Genomic DNA, 17,017 nt, shown 5'->3' with positions numbered 1-17,017 from the left:
AAGCAAGAAGCCCGGCGCTGGGCCGGGCTCTGTGGTTGGCTGCCTCTACTCAGTGCAACCGAGCGACACCGGCAGCGTCTTCCATCTGTTGGATGTATGCGATTTTATCTCTGGCGCTGTTGAGGTTGTAGATAAAATCTGATCCCTCGTTAAGAAGGTCAATAGCTTCTGACTTGTCCTTCTCATCGGAGGAGTTCGCTGAGTAAACCGCATAACATCTGGTTTCATTTCCTAGCTCAAGCTTCGCTTTAGCAAGAATGAAGGATTTTAACCCTGCCTCCTTAAACTTCATTGATGAATCTCTTGCTGCAAGATCAATTGTTTCCGTGATGTGATACACGCCGTTCTTCATTGCGAAATCCGCATGAAGATTTGCGCGCTCAGAAATAGGAAATTTCTCAACCACTCGATGGTTCAGAATATCTTCCACACTAGTACTGAAAAGATTATGTTGCTGAAACAGCTTGCGAAGATTTGTGATGATCCTCGTGCCAGATGCTCGCGTAGCTCGCGGCTTCGGCGGTATTACCAAGTCCTCCATCAGCTTCGCTATCTTGAGATTGGCTTGCTCGGTTGATTCACATTTGAAATAGCCCAGCGAAGTAAGCTGGTATGAGCTAGGCAACATACTACGAAGAAAATCGAATTCACGCTGAAAACTATCAGAGCAAGAGTCAATAGAGCTAAAGATTTTCCTGATGCGCGCTTCGGCTATTTTTAGTTCATTGGCGGTGGTGATGCCATCGACAGCGCGAATCTTTCTAATCGACTCACACATGTGAATAGATATCTCTTCTTGTAGAAATACCAGAAGACCAATATTGACGGTCTCGTTGCGTTTTCTGTCGGGAGTGAACTGAATCAAGCTGTACCTAACAATGTTCATTTTAACACTCCTCTAAGTTGTTCGCAGCGATCCAGTCTTTCTTGGCTCTCCCACCACTCAACAGCCAAATCAATTTCATTCCCTAGCTTCCATTGCTCAGGTATAGCCTCTGCACACGGTACTATCCAGCCCGCAGGCAGCCCAGCAATAGAATCTATCATCCTGAGAGCTGTCGGTGCGTCAAAACCGTACTCTCTTTCCAAAAAACGATGGGCCATCATCGTATTTGAGTCGGCTGAAGGGAAGCCGCGCAGCTGAGGCCCATGAGCGAGCCAAGCCAGACTGAAATCGAATGCGAGCAAAACGACCCTGTCGAGACTTGTACGGAACAGATAGTTTTTCCCGTGGCGGTCGACGTTGTTCAAAAACAGATCGAGCGCATAAATGGAAGAGAGCCGCTCTTTCAGATTAGAAATCTTGCCGCTCATCTCGCCAGCCTGGAGCGCCAAAATACAATCGTCCTCGTCGAGCTTGCCGCCCTCAATGCGAGACCCAAACCAAGGCTCCCCACTCTCAGACAAAATTATTTCAAATGGCGGGGTAGCTACTCTGCAAGCTTGAGCGACACTGGTGCATAGCCATTCTGCGGCGGGCACGTACCTGTGGTCAGGGTGACTGATCTTATAGGCGTAATCCATACCGTCGTCACACCGACAAAACCCACCCGCGTGCGCAGTGTCCGTTTTCTGAGGATAAACCTCCTCAACATTTATTCTGACAAGGCTTTGCTGGATCAAAAACACTACTCCAATGTGTATTTATCACTGATCATCCGTGGCCATTTTCTACAGCTACCCGACGGCTCCAACCTTACCCCGAACAATCCTTCCCGCCTTCACCTCATCCGCCCGGGCCATAGAAGCAGTTCAGCACGATTAGCTCAACCACTGCCACGAACACACAGAGCACAACAAAGCCAGGGCTGAACACTCGCTTGCCATTGGGTGAGCCCTCGCCCGGCCAACCAGCGTCGGAAGTGAAAGGAGGCACCATGAGCAATACCAGCCAGGCCCAAACCCAAAACTTGCTCCAGAAACTTTGCTCTCGCCATGCAGTCATTGGTTCACCTAAGGCAGCAGCATCAGGAAAACCAGCCATACCCAGGGCACTTCATGGCTCTGAGGCGACGTAAAAGCGCTAAGCTCTCTGTAAATCCATATTCCGAGGGGCTGAGATTAGGTTCCCCTCCGACTCGCAAAAAGTCGTCAATCTTTTGATCTTCAGCGACTCGTTTGAAGTTGCGACATTGCTCTAGGCGATCAGCCTCTGTAACGGGCATTGGTACTGCGTCGATCTTTTTTTCGTACTCAGTTTTTTCTTTTGGCATGCTATAGCAGCCGCCGAAAAGAAGCGGCGCAGCTATGAGCGCGGCTATCCGTAAGGCATTCATCACTACATTCCCTTGCGCAAACGAGCCCTGCTCAGCTCGCGGTGGTTCGATTTAGGTTGTCGCGCCCGACCAGGTGTCTATTCGGGCTTGCTCCGATTTACCTGCCCCGCCTTCACCTCATCCGCATACCCCACCAGCCTGTCAGCTTCCTCATAAAGCGTACCCACCAACCCCATCAGGGCTATAGCGTCGTCATCACTGAGCTTTTCGGCGAGCTTGATTAGGTCGATACAGGACTGCTCAAGGTTGAAGGCTATAGCCTTGAGATCGCGGCGCAGCTGCTGGTTGGGTTTGGTGAGAGACATAGGAACTCCTTGAGTTACCTGGCGTACATGCCCCACCAGAAGACGTGCCCCAGGATGCCGATCTGCTCATCCTGCATCTGCTGGAAGGTGTAATCCTCATCGGGGTGCTCTTCACGATTGAAGCTTCGCAGTCGAATCCCTGACGGCAAACGGTACAGCTGCTTAACTCGCAGCTGGCCATTGTGGTTGATGGCGTAAAGATCGCCATCAGCAATGTCGCCAAGCCCGGTTTTTCCGGTATTGACTCCAACGGTTGCGCCGTCCCGGAGAACTGGGATCATGCTGTTGCCGCGAACGGTTACGCACTTAGCATTGCTGAACTGGACACCGTTTTCGCGCAGGTTTTTTTTGCCGAATCGCAAAAACTCTGCGTCCTGCTCTTCGATAGAGAATCGTCCGGAGCCGGCAGCCAGTTCTACCTCCCTCAAAAATGGAACGCAGACCTCGTCATCGTTGACTGGTGTCTGATCGTCCCAGACGCTGATCTGCTTTAGGGGCACATCTACCTGGATCCTCGGCTGCGCCGCATCTGAAACGGTACCTGAAGATAATTCAGCTTCGCTCAAAGGCTGATCCAGAGACCCTGGCTCAAGCCCGCACTTCTGCTCGAAGTCGCGCGCCATCTTCTCCCCGATATTCCTCAGGTGTTCGGCCTTGTCCGTAAACAGCCGTGAAATGTATGACGGCTGCTTGTCGACCTTGGCGGCGAAGTCAGCGTCTTTGCCCCCGAAGTCGCGATCAATGATCTGGCGTACTCGGGCTCTGCGTATGTCTTTGATTTCCATCCCTCAATTAAAACCTTTATTTCCCTTAAGGGAAATTACCTTTACTTGGTAAACATATATGGTAAATTCATGCACAAATGAACCAGAAGGTAAATCCATATGGACTTCCCCACGTACGCAAAGCAGCTTCCGCGCGGCGGAAGAAAACGCCTCGCTTTAAGCCTTGGTATCCCAGCGAGCTACCTGTCTCGACTCATCTCTGGTGACCGGTCGATTACTGCCGAGCGCGCCATCGATATTGAACACGCCACGGGCGGGAAGGTGACGCGCCAGGAATGCTTACCAGAAATCCAGTGGAAGCACGCCAGCTAAGCGACATCCCTGTCCGCCGTTTCATTGAAGCCAGATTAGAAGAGAGCAGTCCCCATGCAAACGTCCAGTTCCAGACACACCGTACAAACCCGTGATCAGGTGCTGGTCGCCCACGCTGCAAACCAGATCGCACGCACCAGCCTGAGCCAGGACGACTTCGCCCAGGCGCTGAGCCGCGAACTGCACCTCTCGATCCCGGAGCGCGCCAAGAAGAAAGACGTTCCTGACTTCAACTCTGCGGAACTGACCGCCGACGTAAATGAATTTGTGAAGGCAACCGGCCGCTGGCTCAAGCGTGTTCAGCGCTGGCTTAACGGCGATCAGGAAATGCCGTCCTGGCTTGAAGAGTCTTGGGTCAACGCCCTTGAGCCTGAATTCCGCGACCACTGCCTGAACGAGCTGGCGAGCCGACACGGCTTGACCGGTGCCCGCCAGATGACCAGCGACCAATGCGCCAACAAGAGCTTTGGTGCGCTGATCCGTGCGTTGGGCGATGTGATCGACACCGGTAGCGAAGTGTTTGACGACCAGGTGATGTGCGAACTGGATTTGCCGCACTTGCCAGCATTCGCCAAGCAGTGCCGCCAGGTTGAAGCGAAGGCGGGGGAGCTGGGGCGCAAGGCTGAACAGTTGATGAGGGACGCCCGGCCGAATTTGAAATCCATCGCCTGAATTACAGGCACAAAAAAGCCGACGGTCGAGGTCGGCTAATTCGATAACACGTTGTGAGGCCGATTATATGCAAACCCAGCCACATATCAATGGCACTACTAATCTCGCGCCACGTTTTTCGCAATCTGAAAACGTGGCGCGTAATTCATCAGTAATCCCGTTCGACTTCGACGGCTCCGCAATCAGGGTCATCACCGACAAGCTCGGAGATCCGTGGTTTGTTGCCCGCGATGTCGCTGACGCCCTCGGCTACTCCAAGCCTGAGAACGCCGTGGCTCGTCACTGCAAGGCCGCGACCACTACCCCGAAACAGGGTGGTGGTTTCATGACCATCATTCCTGAGCGCGATCTGTACCGGCTGGTAATGAAGTCCAAGCTCCCGGCCGCCGAGAGGTTCGAGGAGTGGGTGGTGGGGCAGGTGCTGCCGAGCATTCGCAAGACCGGCACCTTTTCCGCCCAGGGCCCGAACAACTCCAAGATCGTCGGCGAGCTGGCAATCCTGGAATGCTTCGACCGCCTGCTGAAGCCTGCGAACTCCAGCAAGATGATGATGCTGATCAAGATCGCCGCCAACAATGGGCTGGATGCAAAGTTCCTACCGGGCTACGCCGTGGACGCCGCGCCTGATGCCGCTGGCGGTTCTTCGATGCCTACCAAGGCAATCACCGCCCTGATCAAAGATCACGCCATCGCTAGCACAGCTCGCGCCTTCAACCTTGCTTTGGAGGCCCGCGGCTTCCTCAAGGTCCTCCAGCGCAAAAACTCCAAGCAGGAAACTGTGGACTTCTGGTCCGTGACCGAGAAGGGCCTGGCCTACGGCAAGAACCTCACCAGCCCTCAATGCCCCCGCGAGACGCAACCTCATTGGTACGTGGATCGCTTCCTTGAATTGGCCGCTAAGGTCGGGAAGGCCTGACATGCAATACACCGTCACGATTAACCAGGTGAAGGCGCTGGAGTGGGGGCTGAATTCTCAGCAGGCGCTGCTGTTCGCCTTCGTCTACGGCTGCCCGAGCTGGACCAAGCCAATCAAGACCGATGACGGGATCTTCTTCGCGCTGAGCAAAGCCAAGATCATCGAGGAGCTACCTTTGCTCACCGATAAACCGGACACCGCTTACCGCATGCTGAAGGCCCTGGAAGAGGCCGGTTTGATTGAGCTTTCCAGCACTTCGAACATCACGCTTTTTCGCCTAACCGAGAAGGCCGTCGAGTGGAACCAGAAGCTGGATGGGTCGGAAAAATATCCGACCCCGCCAAACAATAAGGGTCGGAAAAAAATCCGATCTACCTCGGATAAATCTCCGAGCAAGGTCGGAAAAAAATCCGGGCAAGGGTCGGAAAAATCTCCGACAAATCAGGATACCAATCATCAGGGTACCAATCAGGGTACCAATCAGGACACCAGTCAGGACTTGCAGGACGCCACCGGCACGCCGGCTCAGTCCCGCGGCTTGGTTCTGGTGGTTGATCGTACCGATACCCCACGGGTCGAGATCCCCGCCGATATGCCCGGCCCCAAAGATCGGGCCTGCAAGACCTTCAAAGTCTGGGCTAACTACGCCATGGCCTACCGCAAGCGCTACAGCGCCTGGCCGGTGTGGAATGCCAAGGTCGGCGGCCAGCTCGGTCAACTTGTCGACCGCCTCGGTGCCGATGTCGCCCATCACGTTGCGGCCCACTTCCTGAAAACCAGCGATGCAGCTGTTCTTCGCAAGTGCCACAGCCTCAACGAGCTACTGGCCAACGCCGAGAGCTACCACACCCAGTGGGTAACCGGACAACGTGTTAACGGCACAACCGCCCGCCAGATGGAACGGACTGAGGCAAACCACTCCGCAGCGGAGCAAGCCGCCCAGATGGTTCTGGCCAAACGCCAAGCAGGTGACCGCAATGAATACCTCTGAAATGAACGACCAGCAGGTTGCCGGGCTGGCCGCCGCCATCTGCGCCACAGCCGAGGCCATGGGGCAGGAAATGAATCCAGGCACTGCCGCGATGATGGCTGAAGACCTCTGCGCGTATCCGGTGCCCATCGTCAAAGCCGCGTTGAAGGCCTGCCGCTTCGAGGTGAAGGGCAAGCTGGCAATGGCTGACATCCTGCAACGCGTCCAGTCCTCAGACGGCCGCCCTGGAAAGGACGAGGCTTGGGCTATCGCCATGACCACCAACGACGAATTCGAAACCGTGGTGCTGACCGATGAGATCCAGCTGGCCCTGGCAGCCGCGAAACCCATCTTGGATGGCGGCGACAAAATCGGTGCGCGCATGGCGTTCATCGACGCCTACCAGCGGTTCGTGGGCCAGGCCCGCGAGGATGCGAAACCGGTCAACTGGCACGTGTCCGTGGGTTTCGATGCCAATCGCCGTATCCAGGCTGTGACCAAGGCGATGGAGTTGAAGCGAATCCCGCGCGAACACGCTCAGAAGTACCTGGAGGACCTGTGTGTCGAGCCAATCAACGAGGATGGTCGGGCTATCGCGGGTTTGCTAACCGGCACCGTTACGCGGCCAGCGCCCGCGCTTCGCCAGAAGCTCGAACTGGTGAAGAACTCCATGCTGGAGATGCGTAAGGCCAGTGCCGAGCGGAAAACCGAAATGCGGATTGATGCAGCGAATGGATTGGCTGATCGTCGAGCGCTGCTGATCAAGCAGGCCCGAGAGCTGGAAGCGAAGAGGGCGGGGCAGTGACCGACAAGATCAGCGTCAACTGCCAGGCCAAGCTCTCCGAGGCCATCACCAGCCTGACTGCCATGTATCGCGACAAGAAGTTTGTGGTGGTCACCCTGCGCCCTGGCAAGGATCGCACCCTGGACCAGAACGCCTTGTGGTTTGCGATGTACAAGCGCATCGCAGAGATGACCCAGATCGGCGATGCGGCCGACGCCCGCCGTTACTGCAAGCTGCACTTTGGCGTGCAGATCCTGCTGAACGAGGACGCTGGGTTCCAAGCCGATTGGTACCGAGTCATGCGTCACCTGGCATATGAAACGAAGCTGGCCATGATGGGGGAGTGTCATTTGTTCGGCCCTGATGGCTTCCCGGTTACCAGCCTGTTTAATCGCGCCCAGGGCATCAATTACACCGACCGCATCGCCACCTATTTCACAGGCCAAGGTGTGGTTTTCACCGATCTGCTCAGCAAGGAGGCTGCATGATCACCAAGCAACCAAAACCGAGTCGCCCGAAGAAGTGCAGTGTCTCTTCTTGTAAGGCATCTTTTATCCCGCGCGAGAGCTTTCAAACCTGGTGCTCTCCTGACTGCGCTGTAACTATTGCCCGCGATAGGCAGCAGAGGAAACGTAAGGCACTGGCGCAGGTCGAGCGCCGCGAGATCAAGGTACGCAAGGAGAAGCTGAAGAGTAGGGCGGGCCACCTCAAAGATACCCAGCACGCATTCAACGCCTGGGTTCGCGCCCGTGATGCGGCACTGCCATGCGTGAGTTGCGGCCGCCACCACGAAGGCCAGTATCACGCGGGCCATTACCGCACTGTAGGAGCGAACCCAGAGCTGAGGTTTGAACCGCTCAACGCCTGGAAGCAGTGCGCCCCGTGCAATAACCACCTCTCGGGAAACCTCATCAATTACCGAATCTCGCTCCTACAGAGAATTGGCGAGGAAAAGGTGGCATGGCTTGAAGGCCCTCATGAGGCCAAGAAATACACCGTGGAAGAGCTGAAGGCGATGACCGCCGAATACCGGGCAAAGACCAGAGAGCTGAAAAAAGGGGAAGCCGCATGACCTATCGCAACGTTGTTTCAGCAGTAGTTCGAGCCCTTGCGGCCGAAACCATCAGTTCCGCCGGCGGCTGCGACTTTGAACCCAAGGTGCAGTGCGCCAAGCAGAAGGGAGAGATCGTCGGCAAGGACGCGGCGTTTCTTCAAGATTGCTGGGTATTCGGCCGACTGCACAAAGCGCTCACCCCTGCACACTGGCGCGCCCTGGTAGCGAAGTACTCCACTCACGAAGAGCGTAAGCACGGCGCCATTCTGGAGCTGCTTAATTCGGTAAAGACTCCAGCGCCGAAGCGCTTTCGGGAATGCGCCGTGCTGACCTGGGCTATTCCTCAGGTAGCAGGCGCCGAGGGTAAACGCTCCGCCGCGGTGCTGCCAGCGGCATGGTACGACATCACCAATTGGGACAATGACGGAAAGCCAGAGTCGACCCGATATCGGTGGCGTTCGTCGATACGCAAGACACTGGATGACCAGGTGAATGAGGCGCTGACTTCCGCTCAAGAGCTGCTCGATGCCGAGGGATTGATAGAAAGTTGCGCGGCATAGTAAATAGCCATTGCGTTGAGTGAGAAAGTGAGAGAGTATTTACCCATCCTGTCGATCTTGCGCGTTAGGGATTGACACTAGAAAGCCTCGTCACTGCACGGGGCTTTTTTTCGTCCGCTCGTCGAGGCAGAAGCACTTTCTGTCTAGTCAGTCCCTCCCAGTTATATGCGCAACCCCGCGCTACAGACAGGAGGTGATTTATGGTGGATGACAATAACGGTCCTGCAGCGCCATATCCTGGACCAAAAGAGGATATGCCCGAGACGGGCGAGGGTCATGACTCTGGTCTTGAGCAAGCTGAGTCGGAGCCCAAGCAGGGTGGCGGTGAGAAGCCAGAGGATTGGAATCCTCCACCTGGCAACCCTGGATCTGACCAAGATGCTCAGACTGATCGCGACAACGGCGGCGCGAAGTAGAATTCAGCGAGAGCAAGTTACATTACAGAGCCCGGTCAAGCGCCGGGCTTTTTATTGCCCAATGGACGGGTAATTCAGCAAAAGGAATTTGCAGATGTTGAAAGATTTCAGGTGTGGTAACTGCAAAAGACTTCTCGCCCGTACGGGTGGGTTTATAGAGCTCCAGATCAAATGTTCCCGATGCGGAACGTTGAATCATGTGAAGGCCACGAGCCTCGAGCAATCGCCTTTGAGCGACAAGAATGCGGAATCCTCCGCACAAAATGTTCAACACAAAGGTGAATTATATGTCTAGTAGTGGTTTTCGAATCGTCCCTTTTACCCAAAACGGCAGCTCGGTGCTGCCTCCACGCAACTTCATGCTCGTAGGGCAGTACCTGGAGTCCCCAAGCAAGCAGTACAAGCTTATTCTGGAGGCTGATGGGAACCTGCGGCTCTACGATAACGGCGTCCCAATCTGGGTAGCAGATAGCACCGTTCCTTATACTTATGTGGACAACCGCCCGAACACAGATTTGGTCACCTGCTTCTACATGCAAGCCGCAGCAGTCTTGGTTGATCGCGTGAATAGCCGTACATGGATCGCACTGAACGGCCTTGAAGGCCATCCCGAAAAGCAGAAAGGAGCGGCAGATCGTATTTATCTGCAACTTCAGGATGACGGCAACATCGTGACTGTAGATGACGTTCCATTGTGGGGGCGCTTCGGTTATACGCCGGCTGCTGCGCCGAAACGTGGTGTGTTCTATCCAGATCACAGTACGGGCCCACTTCCTTCGTTCCCAGTATGGAGCTGGACTTTCTAACGCTCGCCATCGTGTGGCCGAGGAAAATAAACTTTGGCTCAAGGCAAAAGCGGCGATCATGCCGCGTGCCTTATGGCCCCTGCACATGCAGGGGCCTTTTAGTTTTCGGCTCCACCACACCCATTGCTCCGAGCTGGGAGTGCTGTGTGAGCCGATTCAATTCCGCAGGTCACAACCTGCCGTATTCCTAACTCCCTGACGGGGAGGAACTGAGATGTCCAACATGCCAGACAAACCAGATACCTGGGCGCTTGTACTTGCGTGGCTGAGCCAGCATGCGCCGCTGCTGTATGCCGCAGCACTGTCATTCGCTATATCTGCTTTGCGAATCATCTACGGCGGCGGGACACGAAGACAGGCGGCTCTTGAAGCGCTGCTGTGCACGCTGTTCACGGCCGGAGCGTTTCCACTCCTCGAGTACTTCGGGCTACCTCAGAACCTTGCCGCTGCCCTCGGGGGCGGTATTGGATTCATCGGAGTGAAGAAGATCAGCGACCTTGCGGACCGGTTCGCAGACTTCAAGCTGCCGACCCGCAACGGCTGACCGATTAAACCAAAGGCGCCCGGTACTGCCGGCGCCAATCTATCGAGGGCAGCGCGGATGGATTACTTCCTGGGTAACCATACGTACTCAGCCAGCTACCAAGACCTCCGCGAAGAGCACGCCCGATACGTCCAGATGACTGACAAGCGCTTCCTGAAAGAACTGCCTGGGGCTCTGCACTTCGCTGTGTTCGTGTGCTGGTTCAAGGAGCTACCGACAAGCCAGGTGCTTTCGGATGAGGGGATTGCCCACCAGCTGACCCACCTTATCCATTTGAAGGGTGAGCCGGTTGTGATGCGGCGTATTGGAGAGATTCGCGAGCTATTCGATCAGCAGTTGCGGCTCGCACCGTAATCCGCGCCACGTTTTCGAATGCGCCAAATCGTGGCGCGACACGCGGTAGTCACAGACCAAAAAAGCGGGTGTATGGTGTTTAGGACAGCCCCAGATTATCTCTAGAAAAGGAGGTGATTATGAGTGTTCCTATCCTGACCAAGATGAATATCAATGGTTACGACGTCCTAAGCGTAAACCACGGTCCTTGGAGGGTGTGTACGAATGCTGACCGATTCGGCTCGTTCCGCACACGTGAAGAGGCTTTTGCCTTTGCAGCGACGCTGCCTATGAGGGTGGTGCGAACCAAGCGTCATACAAGCGCGTAGCAGACGAAATAACTCTCTAATTGGCCTCGGCAACCGCCGGGGCTTTTTTATGGCAGGGTGATTTTTATGAGTAACGTCACCCGCCTGCGTCACGCTCTCCCATTGAGCCAAGACATCAACGCCGCGGTAAGTGCCCTCGACAAGGCCATTGCGGACGCCGTGGATGCCGCCAAGACTGCCGGGCTGCCCCAGGGCCTGATCGTCAGCTGCTCCACGGTCACGCCCATGCACAGACACAGCAAATGGTGATGAAATGACTGTCAAGGTTCTTGAGTTCAAGCGGGAAGACTGGCGCGACGCCGCCAAGACCCTGCGCAAGATCGCCGATGACCTGGACGCCGGTGAGCATCCCGAGTGCACGGTAGGCGTCTTGACCCTGATCGGTGCGAAGGGAGAGGTGACCGTGTTCGGCCTCGGCCCCAAATGCGACGACCTGCAATGCCTCGGTGCGATGCGTTTGGGCGAGCAGAAGCTAATTGATGTGTTGCTAGATAGCGCGGAAGGGTAGGTGTGCCGCAGGTGAGTGCGGCTATCCGAGACAGGATGCTCTACAGGATGTCCTCGTCGAAGTCGAAACCGTTCCTCGCCGCCATATGCTTCTTGTCCAGCTCGATGAACTTGTCGCTATCGTTGGGATCATCGCTTGCTACGAGTTCAATGTAGAGCTCAGAGTCCTCCCGAGTGAGCCCTACTAGAATCTCTTTTCCGCGTGAGTCTGCTGAGAGCGCTTTCTGTTTTGTCAGGAGCTTCCTGTGCCAGCCTTCAAAATTCAGCATTCATTCCTCCTTGTTCAATTTTTCGCAGGCAGCCAAAGCTTCCTCCTCAACTGAATAAGGTGCTCCGATGTAGTCGCCGTCAGCCCAAGAATCTTCAATCCGATAACAAAATTGGTCGATTGCCTTGCTTGGTGGTGCTTGGCCAAATTTAAGCGCACTCAGTTCTGAGTGCGGGACATATACGACGGTATACCGGCTTGGCATGGTGAGGTCCTTGTTGCTGCTGGATTGATCTTAACCAATACCGGTAACACGTTACTATTTCAAGGTTAAGGTGATTCATGGATAGGCCATACCCTCCGGCATCACTGCTTGAGCTGTCCGGCCTCTCCGACTTCGGCATCCGGCTGACCCCTGCACCCGATGTGTGGGAATGGCTCCAAGCCGAGATCCTCGCTGACACCGGCACTATTCACAACGAAGACCACGCCCATCTACTGGATGCAGACATCCGGGTCATGTGGGCGTCGTCGAGCTTCGCCAAGCAGGGTCGTACGGTCCTGGGCCAGGCCGAGCAGGTAGCGTTCCGCGCCGGTGGTTGGCAGAAGGCCCGAATGGAGCAACAGATGCATGATTGGTTCGGTGATGTGCCGGCCTTCATTATCACCTTGGCTGCTGACTACTGCGCCCAGTGCAGCGACACCGACTTCTGCGGACTGGTTGAGCACGAGCTTTATCACATCGCACACGCCAACGATAAGTACGGCCAGCCTGCCTTCAACAAGGAGGGGGCGCCCAAGCTTGAGATGCGTGGCCACGACGTCGAAGAGTTCATCGGTGTCGTCCGCCGCTACGGTGCAAGCCCTGACGTGCAAGCGTTGGTGGATGCTGCAAACAGTCCTGCTGAGGTGGGGAAATTGAACATTGCGAGGGCCTGCGGAACCTGTCTGCTCAAGCTGGCTTAATCCTTGACAGCCCTTGACGGAAAAAGAATCTATGGCAGCCCTGAAAGATGAGGTGAAGGCCTTTATTGTCCAAGCCTTGGCCTGCTTCGATACTCCCAGTCAGGTTTGCCAGGCCGTCAAGGAGCAATACGGCATCGAAGTGTCCCGCCAACTGTGTGAGCGATACGACCCAACCAAGTATTCCGGTCGTGACCTCGGACAGAAGTGGAAGACGTTTTTTGAAGAGTGCCGCAAGCGCTTCAGGGAAGAGACAGTAGATATCCCGATTGCCAACCGCGCCTTCCGCCTCCGCGCCATGAATCGTTTCGTGGAGAAGGCTGAGACGATGAAGAACATCGGCCTGGCCATGCAGATCCTCGAGCAGGCTGCGAAGGAAACCGGTGACATCTACGTCAACCGGGCCCGGAAGGAAGAAGCCGGCGATGAGCCGGCAATCCCGACGCGCATTCAGGTCGACGTAGTGGATGCGAGGAAGCCGAATGCCGAGCCTTAACGTTCCGCAGGCGCAGTTCCTCACGCTGCCCCACAAGTTCCGTGCGTTCGTTGCCGGGTTCGGCTCGGGCAAGACCTGGGTGGGATGCTCGGCACTGAGCAAGCACTTCATGGAATGGCCCGGCGTCAACGCTGGGTACTTCGCGCCGACCTACCCGCAGATCCGGGACATCTTCTATCCGACCATGGATGAGGTGGCCTACGACTGGGGGCTGAAGACAAAGATCAACCAGGCGAACCATGAGGTTCACATCTACAGCGGCCGGCAGTACCGCGGCACTGTGATATGCCGGTCGATGGAGAAGCCCCAGACCATCGTGGGCTTCAAGATAGGCCACGCCCTGGTGGATGAGCTGGACGTGCTGACCGCCATCAAGGCGCAGCAAGCCTGGCGCAAGATCATCGCCCGGATGCGCTACAACCTACCCGGGCTGAAGAACGGGGTAGACGTCACCACGACGCCGGAAGGCTTCAAGTTCGTCTTCCAGCAGTTCGTGAAGCAGTTGCGCGACAAGCCGTCACTCAAAGAGATGTACGGCCTGGTCCAGGCGAGCACATTCGACAACGAGCTGAACCTGCCGGACGACTACATCGAATCGCTGATGGAGTCGTATCCGCCTCAGTTGATCCTGGCGTACCTGAAGGGCCAGTTCGTCAACCTGACGTCCGGCACCCTCTACACGGCCTATGACCGAAAGCTGAACCAGTGCTTCGATACCGTGCAGCCCGGAGAGCCCCTGTTTATCGGGATGGACTTCAACGTCGGCAAGATGGCGGCGATTACCCACGTTAAGCGTGACCAAGGGCTGCCCAGGGCGGTGGATGAACTGATCGACGGCTACGACACGCCCGACATGATCCGTCGTATCAAAGAGCGGTACTGGCAGCACGACGGCAACGACTTCAAGAAGACCTGCGAAATCAGGATCTACCCGGACGCCTCGGGTGATTCGCGCAAGTCGGTGAACGCAAGCATCACGGACCTGGCGATGCTCAAGCAGGCCGGGTTCGCGGTCATCGCTCCAGCGGCAAACCCGCCGGTGAAGGACCGAATCAACGCAATGAATGCCGTTTTCTGCAATGCGCAGGGCGAGCGCCGCTACCTGGTCAACCCGCTCACCTGTCCGACCTATGCCGATGGCCTAGAGCAGCAGGTGTGGGGCGCAAACGGGGAGCCAGACAAAACCGCCGGCATCGATCACGCGAACGACGCCGGCGGCTACTTCATCCACCGCGAGTACCCGATCATCAAACCGGTCACCGCTATCAAAATGGGATACGCCCGATGAGCAACGACGTCTCCTTCAAGCGGGCGGAATACACAGCAGTGCTGGACCGCTGGGCGACCGTTCGCGACGTCTGCGCGGGCCAGCACCGGGTTGTGGATCGGCTGCCGTACATCAACGCGCACGACAAGTCGCCGGAGAACGAAGACCGCAACCGGGCATACCGCGAGCGCGCGGTGTTCAAGAACGCCACTGGGCACACCCGAAACGGTTTGCTTGGCCTGGCCTTTCACAAAGACCCGACGCTGACGGTGCCGAAGAAGCTGGAATACCTACAGGACAACGCCAACGGCTCCGGCGTGAGCATTTACCAGCACTCCCAAGGAACGCTGGAGAAGGTTCTTGAAGCTGGGCGCCACGGGCTTTACGTCGACTACCACCAAGACGATGGTATCGGCGGGCATTCGGTGATCTTGTCCTACTGCGCTGAAGACATCATCAACTGGCGCACCGGCATGGTAAACGGCCATAGCGTGCTGACCCTGGTGGTGCTGCGCGAGTCGCCGGAGATTCCTGATGGCTTCGGCTACAAGACGGCTGAGCAGTACCGGGAGCTGGCGCTGGAGGACGACGGTTTTGTTTGCCGCGTCTGGCGCCGGTCCGGGCCGAAAGGTGGTGGGCCGCTGACTGTCATCGAAGAATTCAAGCCGGAAGGCGTTACGGGGCGCCTCAAAGAGATTCCGTTCACATTCGTCGGCGCGCAGAACAACGACCCAAGCATTGATGAGTCGCCGCTCTACGACATCGCCATGATCAACCTGGGCCACTTCCGGAACAGCGCCGACTATGAAGACAGTGTGTTCTGGTGCGGGCAGGCTCAGCCGTGGATCAGTGGGCTCGACGAGTCCTGGCGCGACTGGATGGAGAAGAACGGCATCTATGTCGGTTCCAGAGCCCCGATGATGTTGCCGGTCGGAGGCGCTTTCGGCTACGCCCAGCCTGCACCGAATACGCTGGTCAAGGAGGCCATGGCTGACAAGAACCAGATGATGATCGAACTGGGTGCGCGGATGGTGGTGGCGTCACTTGCCACCAAGACCGCAACCGAGTCACGCGGTGATCAGTCGGCCTCCACATCAGTCCTGGCTGGCTGTGTTGCCAACGTCAGCGAGGCCTACACGCGAGCCATTATATGGTGCTGCATGTACATGGGTATTGCCGACAAGAAGGTCGCCTACCAGGTCAATCAAGAGTTCGTCGAGCTCACTGCTGATCCGCAGATGATCACGGCCTTGGTTGGCTTGTGGCAGAACGGCGGCTTCGCGAAAGCTGATCTTCGGGCGTATCTGCGCAAGCTGGGGCTGATCGCGCCAGAGCGAACTGACGAACAGATCGACGGCGAGCTAGAAGAGCAGGGCGATGGACTGGGCCTGGACGACGAGGACACAGTAGATGGCGGCGAACCAAGCAATACTTGACGCAACCATCCGACACGCTGTCTTTCTCGAAAAGCTCAAGGCTGGGGAGGTGGGCAAGTTCGCCCCCTTTCTAAAGGAGATTGACCGTTCTATCCGGGACCGCCTCACCCAGTCGGATCTGACTGAGTACAACGTCAAACGCCTGGAGGCGTTGCTGAAGGAAGTAGATAGCCTGCTGCTGGGTATCTTCGACCGGTACAGCTTGCAGCTGAACCTCGACCTGGTGGACATCGCCAATTACGAGGCCGAGTTCGAGGCGACCAGTCTTGCCAGGTCGGCACCGGTTCGCGTGTCGCTGGATGTAGTCGCGCCAACAGCTGCCGCAATCCGTACCGCTGTGCTGACGAATCCGCTCAGTGTGCGCGGTAGCGGTGGCGGCAAGCTGTTGAAAGCCTTCATCAAGGGCTGGACCGGCGCCGAGCGAGAGCGCGTCACCGGCACCATCCGGCAAGGCTTCTTTGAAGGGCAGACTAACTTCCAGATCATCCGCAACATTCGCGGCACCAAGGCGGCAGGGTACAAAGACGGCATCCTGGCCACCACCAAACGCAATGCCAGCACAGTCGTGCACACCGCCATTCAGCATGTGTCGTCCCAGGCGCGGATGGAGGTGGCCAAGGCCAACACGGATATCGTCGAAGAAATCCAGATGGTTGCCACGCTGGACAGCAAGACCAGTCAGCAATGCCGCTCAATGGATAAGCGCAAGTTCCCGGTGGACTCCGGTCCAAGGCCGCCGTTTCACCCGAACTGCCGAACCACGTTCATCTTGCTGACCAAGCTCAGCGCGATGTTCGCAAAGGGCGCTACGCGGGCCTCGGTGGGTGCAGACGGCGGCCAGCAGGTGAGTGCCGACCTTGATTACTACCACTGGCTACAACAGCAGCCAGCCGCGTTCCAGGACGTGGCAATCGGTCCAGTCCGGGCCAAGCTGTTCAGGGAGGGCGGGTTGACCGTCGAGCGCTTCGCCGAGCTGCAGCTTGATCGCAATTTTGCTCCGTTGACGCTTACGCAGATGAAAAGCGTGGAGCCACTGGCGTTCGAGCGTGCTTCGTTGTAGCTTTCCATTTCACGCATG

25 protein-coding genes and 1 pseudogene are annotated in these 17,017 nt (G+C 56.6%); 20 read left to right on the top strand and 6 right to left on the bottom strand.

Features of this window, described 5'->3' with window-relative positions:
- Positions 1 to 49 precede the first annotated feature (49 nt).
- From AC07S6_RS04670 to AC07S6_RS04650, 5 genes are all read right to left on the bottom strand, one after another.
- Positions 50 to 886 (bottom strand): DUF3037 domain-containing protein, encoded by an 837-nt coding sequence (locus AC07S6_RS04670; RefSeq protein WP_236264659.1) that lies wholly within the window; start codon positions 884 to 886, stop codon positions 50 to 52.
- Positions 883 to 1,524 (bottom strand): hypothetical protein, encoded by a 642-nt coding sequence (locus AC07S6_RS04665; protein ID WP_166405621.1) that lies wholly within the window; start codon positions 1,522 to 1,524, stop codon positions 883 to 885. The genes AC07S6_RS04670 and AC07S6_RS04665 overlap by 4 nt, the downstream gene beginning before the upstream one ends.
- A gap of 202 nt (positions 1,525 to 1,726) precedes the next feature.
- Positions 1,727 to 1,945: a hypothetical protein gene (locus AC07S6_RS04660; RefSeq protein WP_236264663.1), complete on the bottom strand. Its 219-nt coding sequence runs from the start codon at positions 1,943 to 1,945 to the stop codon at positions 1,727 to 1,729.
- Positions 1,946 to 2,353: 408 nt separating this feature from the next.
- Positions 2,354 to 2,581: a hypothetical protein gene (locus AC07S6_RS04655; protein ID WP_166405620.1), complete on the bottom strand. Its 228-nt coding sequence runs from the start codon at positions 2,579 to 2,581 to the stop codon at positions 2,354 to 2,356.
- Between the two features lie 14 nt (positions 2,582 to 2,595).
- Positions 2,596 to 3,366, bottom strand: a complete 771-nt coding sequence (locus AC07S6_RS04650; protein WP_236264660.1) for a S24 family peptidase — start codon at positions 3,364 to 3,366, stop codon at positions 2,596 to 2,598.
- Between the two features lie 99 nt (positions 3,367 to 3,465).
- Between AC07S6_RS04650 and AC07S6_RS04645 the strand changes: the two genes are divergently transcribed.
- The 15 genes and pseudogenes from AC07S6_RS04645 to AC07S6_RS04575 all read left to right on the top strand — a co-directional run bounded on the left by AC07S6_RS04645 (position 3,466) and on the right by AC07S6_RS04575 (position 11,570).
- On the top strand, positions 3,466 to 3,678 hold the full coding sequence (locus AC07S6_RS04645) for a transcriptional regulator (protein WP_104503091.1): 213 nt from the start codon (positions 3,466 to 3,468) through the stop codon (positions 3,676 to 3,678).
- Positions 3,679 to 3,732: 54 nt separating this feature from the next.
- Positions 3,733 to 4,350: a DUF8585 domain-containing protein gene (locus tag AC07S6_RS04640; protein WP_166405619.1), complete on the top strand. Its 618-nt coding sequence runs from the start codon at positions 3,733 to 3,735 to the stop codon at positions 4,348 to 4,350.
- Between the two features lie 67 nt (positions 4,351 to 4,417).
- Positions 4,418 to 5,266 carry a BRO-N domain-containing protein gene (locus tag AC07S6_RS04635; protein ID WP_495111813.1) on the top strand — a complete coding sequence of 283 codons (849 nt, stop codon included), beginning with the start codon at positions 4,418 to 4,420 and terminating at the stop codon, positions 5,264 to 5,266.
- Position 5,267: 1 nt separating this feature from the next.
- On the top strand, positions 5,268 to 6,257 hold the full coding sequence (locus AC07S6_RS04630) for a phage replication protein (protein WP_495111812.1): 990 nt from the start codon (positions 5,268 to 5,270) through the stop codon (positions 6,255 to 6,257).
- Entirely contained in the window at positions 6,244 to 7,041 is a 798-nt protein-coding gene (locus AC07S6_RS04625) for a hypothetical protein (RefSeq protein WP_236265090.1), read from the top strand. Before AC07S6_RS04630 ends, AC07S6_RS04625 begins: the two co-directional genes overlap by 14 nt.
- Positions 7,038 to 7,508: a NinB/YbcN family protein gene (locus tag AC07S6_RS04620; protein ID WP_236265092.1), complete on the top strand. Its 471-nt coding sequence runs from the start codon at positions 7,038 to 7,040 to the stop codon at positions 7,506 to 7,508. The genes AC07S6_RS04625 and AC07S6_RS04620 overlap by 4 nt, the downstream gene beginning before the upstream one ends.
- The gene (locus AC07S6_RS04615) at positions 7,505 to 8,092 is read left to right on the top strand and encodes a recombination protein NinG (RefSeq protein ID WP_495111811.1); all 588 of its coding nucleotides are present in this window, start codon (positions 7,505 to 7,507) and stop codon (positions 8,090 to 8,092) included. The genes AC07S6_RS04620 and AC07S6_RS04615 overlap by 4 nt, the downstream gene beginning before the upstream one ends.
- Entirely contained in the window at positions 8,089 to 8,634 is a 546-nt protein-coding gene (locus AC07S6_RS04610; RefSeq protein ID WP_236265096.1) for a hypothetical protein, read from the top strand. The genes AC07S6_RS04615 and AC07S6_RS04610 overlap by 4 nt, the downstream gene beginning before the upstream one ends.
- Positions 8,635 to 9,144: 510 nt before the next feature.
- Positions 9,145 to 9,345 (top strand): Com family DNA-binding transcriptional regulator, encoded by a 201-nt coding sequence (locus AC07S6_RS04605; RefSeq protein WP_236265097.1) that lies wholly within the window; start codon positions 9,145 to 9,147, stop codon positions 9,343 to 9,345.
- A complete protein-coding gene (gene llpB, locus AC07S6_RS04600) occupies positions 9,338 to 9,856 on the top strand; it encodes a lectin-like bacteriocin LlpB (RefSeq protein WP_236265098.1) in 519 nt (172 codons plus the stop codon). Before AC07S6_RS04605 ends, llpB begins: the two co-directional genes overlap by 8 nt.
- 214 nt (positions 9,857 to 10,070) lie before the next feature.
- Positions 10,071 to 10,400 carry a phage holin, lambda family gene (locus tag AC07S6_RS04595; protein WP_014717899.1) on the top strand — a complete coding sequence of 110 codons (330 nt, stop codon included), beginning with the start codon at positions 10,071 to 10,073 and terminating at the stop codon, positions 10,398 to 10,400.
- Positions 10,401 to 10,457: 57 nt separating this feature from the next.
- On the top strand, positions 10,458 to 10,754 hold the full coding sequence (locus AC07S6_RS04590; protein ID WP_236265100.1) for a hypothetical protein: 297 nt from the start codon (positions 10,458 to 10,460) through the stop codon (positions 10,752 to 10,754).
- Between the two features lie 119 nt (positions 10,755 to 10,873).
- Positions 10,874 to 11,062, top strand: coding sequence for a DUF2188 domain-containing protein (locus AC07S6_RS04585; protein WP_236265102.1), 189 nt, complete (start codon positions 10,874 to 10,876; stop codon positions 11,060 to 11,062).
- A 66-nt stretch (positions 11,063 to 11,128) separates the two neighbouring features.
- Positions 11,129 to 11,319 (top strand): annotated as a pseudogene (locus tag AC07S6_RS04580) (hypothetical protein).
- Positions 11,316 to 11,570 (top strand): hypothetical protein, encoded by a 255-nt coding sequence (locus AC07S6_RS04575; protein ID WP_236265103.1) that lies wholly within the window; start codon positions 11,316 to 11,318, stop codon positions 11,568 to 11,570. Before AC07S6_RS04580 ends, AC07S6_RS04575 begins: the two are co-directional and overlap by 4 nt.
- Positions 11,571 to 11,610: 40 nt before the next feature.
- On the opposite strand, the gene AC07S6_RS04570 is transcribed toward AC07S6_RS04575, so the two are convergent.
- Positions 11,611 to 11,838, bottom strand: coding sequence for a hypothetical protein (locus tag AC07S6_RS04570; protein WP_236265105.1), 228 nt, complete (start codon positions 11,836 to 11,838; stop codon positions 11,611 to 11,613).
- Positions 11,839 to 12,119: 281 nt separating this feature from the next.
- Here AC07S6_RS04570 and AC07S6_RS04565 point away from each other — a divergent pair, with 281 nt between their 5' ends.
- Genes AC07S6_RS04565 through AC07S6_RS04545 form a run of 5 tightly spaced genes read left to right on the top strand, consistent with a single transcriptional unit; the run spans position 12,120 to position 16,999 of the window.
- A complete protein-coding gene (locus AC07S6_RS04565) occupies positions 12,120 to 12,743 on the top strand; it encodes a putative metallopeptidase (RefSeq protein ID WP_236265106.1) in 624 nt (207 codons plus the stop codon).
- 31 nt (positions 12,744 to 12,774) lie between these two features.
- Positions 12,775 to 13,236, top strand: coding sequence for a DUF2280 domain-containing protein (locus AC07S6_RS04560; protein ID WP_236265107.1), 462 nt, complete (start codon positions 12,775 to 12,777; stop codon positions 13,234 to 13,236).
- Complete coding sequence (locus AC07S6_RS04555) at positions 13,223 to 14,524, top strand: terminase large subunit domain-containing protein (RefSeq protein WP_495111810.1); 1,302 nt, start codon at positions 13,223 to 13,225, stop codon at positions 14,522 to 14,524. The genes AC07S6_RS04560 and AC07S6_RS04555 overlap by 14 nt, the downstream gene beginning before the upstream one ends.
- On the top strand, positions 14,521 to 15,939 hold the full coding sequence (locus tag AC07S6_RS04550; RefSeq protein ID WP_236304300.1) for a DUF4055 domain-containing protein: 1,419 nt from the start codon (positions 14,521 to 14,523) through the stop codon (positions 15,937 to 15,939). The genes AC07S6_RS04555 and AC07S6_RS04550 overlap by 4 nt, the downstream gene beginning before the upstream one ends.
- On the top strand, positions 15,914 to 16,999 hold the full coding sequence (locus AC07S6_RS04545; protein WP_495111809.1) for a minor capsid protein: 1,086 nt from the start codon (positions 15,914 to 15,916) through the stop codon (positions 16,997 to 16,999). The genes AC07S6_RS04550 and AC07S6_RS04545 overlap by 26 nt, the downstream gene beginning before the upstream one ends.
- Positions 17,000 to 17,017: the final 18 nt, after the last annotated feature.

The organism is Pseudomonas sp. GW821-FHT07B01 (assembly GCF_059419065.1).
The sequence above is the reverse complement of the archived record's forward strand: the minus strand, read 5'-3'. Positions and strand labels throughout refer to the sequence as shown.

Bases quoted from the DNA above. Each gene is read 5' to 3' on its own strand.
- AC07S6_RS04640 (WP_166405619.1), top strand. From the start codon at position 3,733: ATGCAAACGTCCAGTTCCAGACACACCGTACAAACCCGTGATCAGGTG.
- AC07S6_RS04575 (WP_236265103.1), top strand. From the start codon at position 11,316: ATGACTGTCAAGGTTCTTGAGTTCAAGCGGGAAGACTGGCGCGACGCC.
- AC07S6_RS04560 (WP_236265107.1), top strand. From the start codon at position 12,775: ATGGCAGCCCTGAAAGATGAGGTGAAGGCCTTTATTGTCCAAGCCTTG.
- AC07S6_RS04545 (WP_495111809.1), top strand. From the start codon at position 15,914: ATGGCGGCGAACCAAGCAATACTTGACGCAACCATCCGACACGCTGTC.
- AC07S6_RS04635 (WP_495111813.1), top strand. From the start codon at position 4,418: ATGCAAACCCAGCCACATATCAATGGCACTACTAATCTCGCGCCACGT.
- AC07S6_RS04630 (WP_495111812.1), top strand. From the start codon at position 5,268: ATGCAATACACCGTCACGATTAACCAGGTGAAGGCGCTGGAGTGGGGG.
- AC07S6_RS04625 (WP_236265090.1), top strand. From the start codon at position 6,244: ATGAATACCTCTGAAATGAACGACCAGCAGGTTGCCGGGCTGGCCGCC.
- AC07S6_RS04565 (WP_236265106.1), top strand. From the start codon at position 12,120: ATGGATAGGCCATACCCTCCGGCATCACTGCTTGAGCTGTCCGGCCTC.
- AC07S6_RS04665 (WP_166405621.1), bottom strand. From the start codon at position 1,524: ATGGATTACGCCTATAAGATCAGTCACCCTGACCACAGGTACGTGCCC.
- AC07S6_RS04670 (WP_236264659.1), bottom strand. From the start codon at position 886: ATGAACATTGTTAGGTACAGCTTGATTCAGTTCACTCCCGACAGAAAA.
- AC07S6_RS04615 (WP_495111811.1), top strand. From the start codon at position 7,505: ATGATCACCAAGCAACCAAAACCGAGTCGCCCGAAGAAGTGCAGTGTC.
- AC07S6_RS04660 (WP_236264663.1), bottom strand. From the start codon at position 1,945: ATGACTGCATGGCGAGAGCAAAGTTTCTGGAGCAAGTTTTGGGTTTGG.
- AC07S6_RS04650 (WP_236264660.1), bottom strand. From the start codon at position 3,366: ATGGAAATCAAAGACATACGCAGAGCCCGAGTACGCCAGATCATTGAT.
- AC07S6_RS04595 (WP_014717899.1), top strand. From the start codon at position 10,071: ATGTCCAACATGCCAGACAAACCAGATACCTGGGCGCTTGTACTTGCG.
- AC07S6_RS04605 (WP_236265097.1), top strand. From the start codon at position 9,145: ATGTTGAAAGATTTCAGGTGTGGTAACTGCAAAAGACTTCTCGCCCGT.
- AC07S6_RS04655 (WP_166405620.1), bottom strand. From the start codon at position 2,581: ATGTCTCTCACCAAACCCAACCAGCAGCTGCGCCGCGATCTCAAGGCT.
- AC07S6_RS04585 (WP_236265102.1), top strand. From the start codon at position 10,874: ATGAGTGTTCCTATCCTGACCAAGATGAATATCAATGGTTACGACGTC.
- AC07S6_RS04555 (WP_495111810.1), top strand. From the start codon at position 13,223: ATGCCGAGCCTTAACGTTCCGCAGGCGCAGTTCCTCACGCTGCCCCAC.
- AC07S6_RS04645 (WP_104503091.1), top strand. From the start codon at position 3,466: ATGGACTTCCCCACGTACGCAAAGCAGCTTCCGCGCGGCGGAAGAAAA.
- AC07S6_RS04590 (WP_236265100.1), top strand. From the start codon at position 10,458: ATGGATTACTTCCTGGGTAACCATACGTACTCAGCCAGCTACCAAGAC.
- AC07S6_RS04570 (WP_236265105.1), bottom strand. From the start codon at position 11,838: ATGCTGAATTTTGAAGGCTGGCACAGGAAGCTCCTGACAAAACAGAAA.
- AC07S6_RS04550 (WP_236304300.1), top strand. From the start codon at position 14,521: ATGAGCAACGACGTCTCCTTCAAGCGGGCGGAATACACAGCAGTGCTG.
- AC07S6_RS04610 (WP_236265096.1), top strand. From the start codon at position 8,089: ATGACCTATCGCAACGTTGTTTCAGCAGTAGTTCGAGCCCTTGCGGCC.
- llpB (WP_236265098.1), top strand. From the start codon at position 9,338: ATGTCTAGTAGTGGTTTTCGAATCGTCCCTTTTACCCAAAACGGCAGC.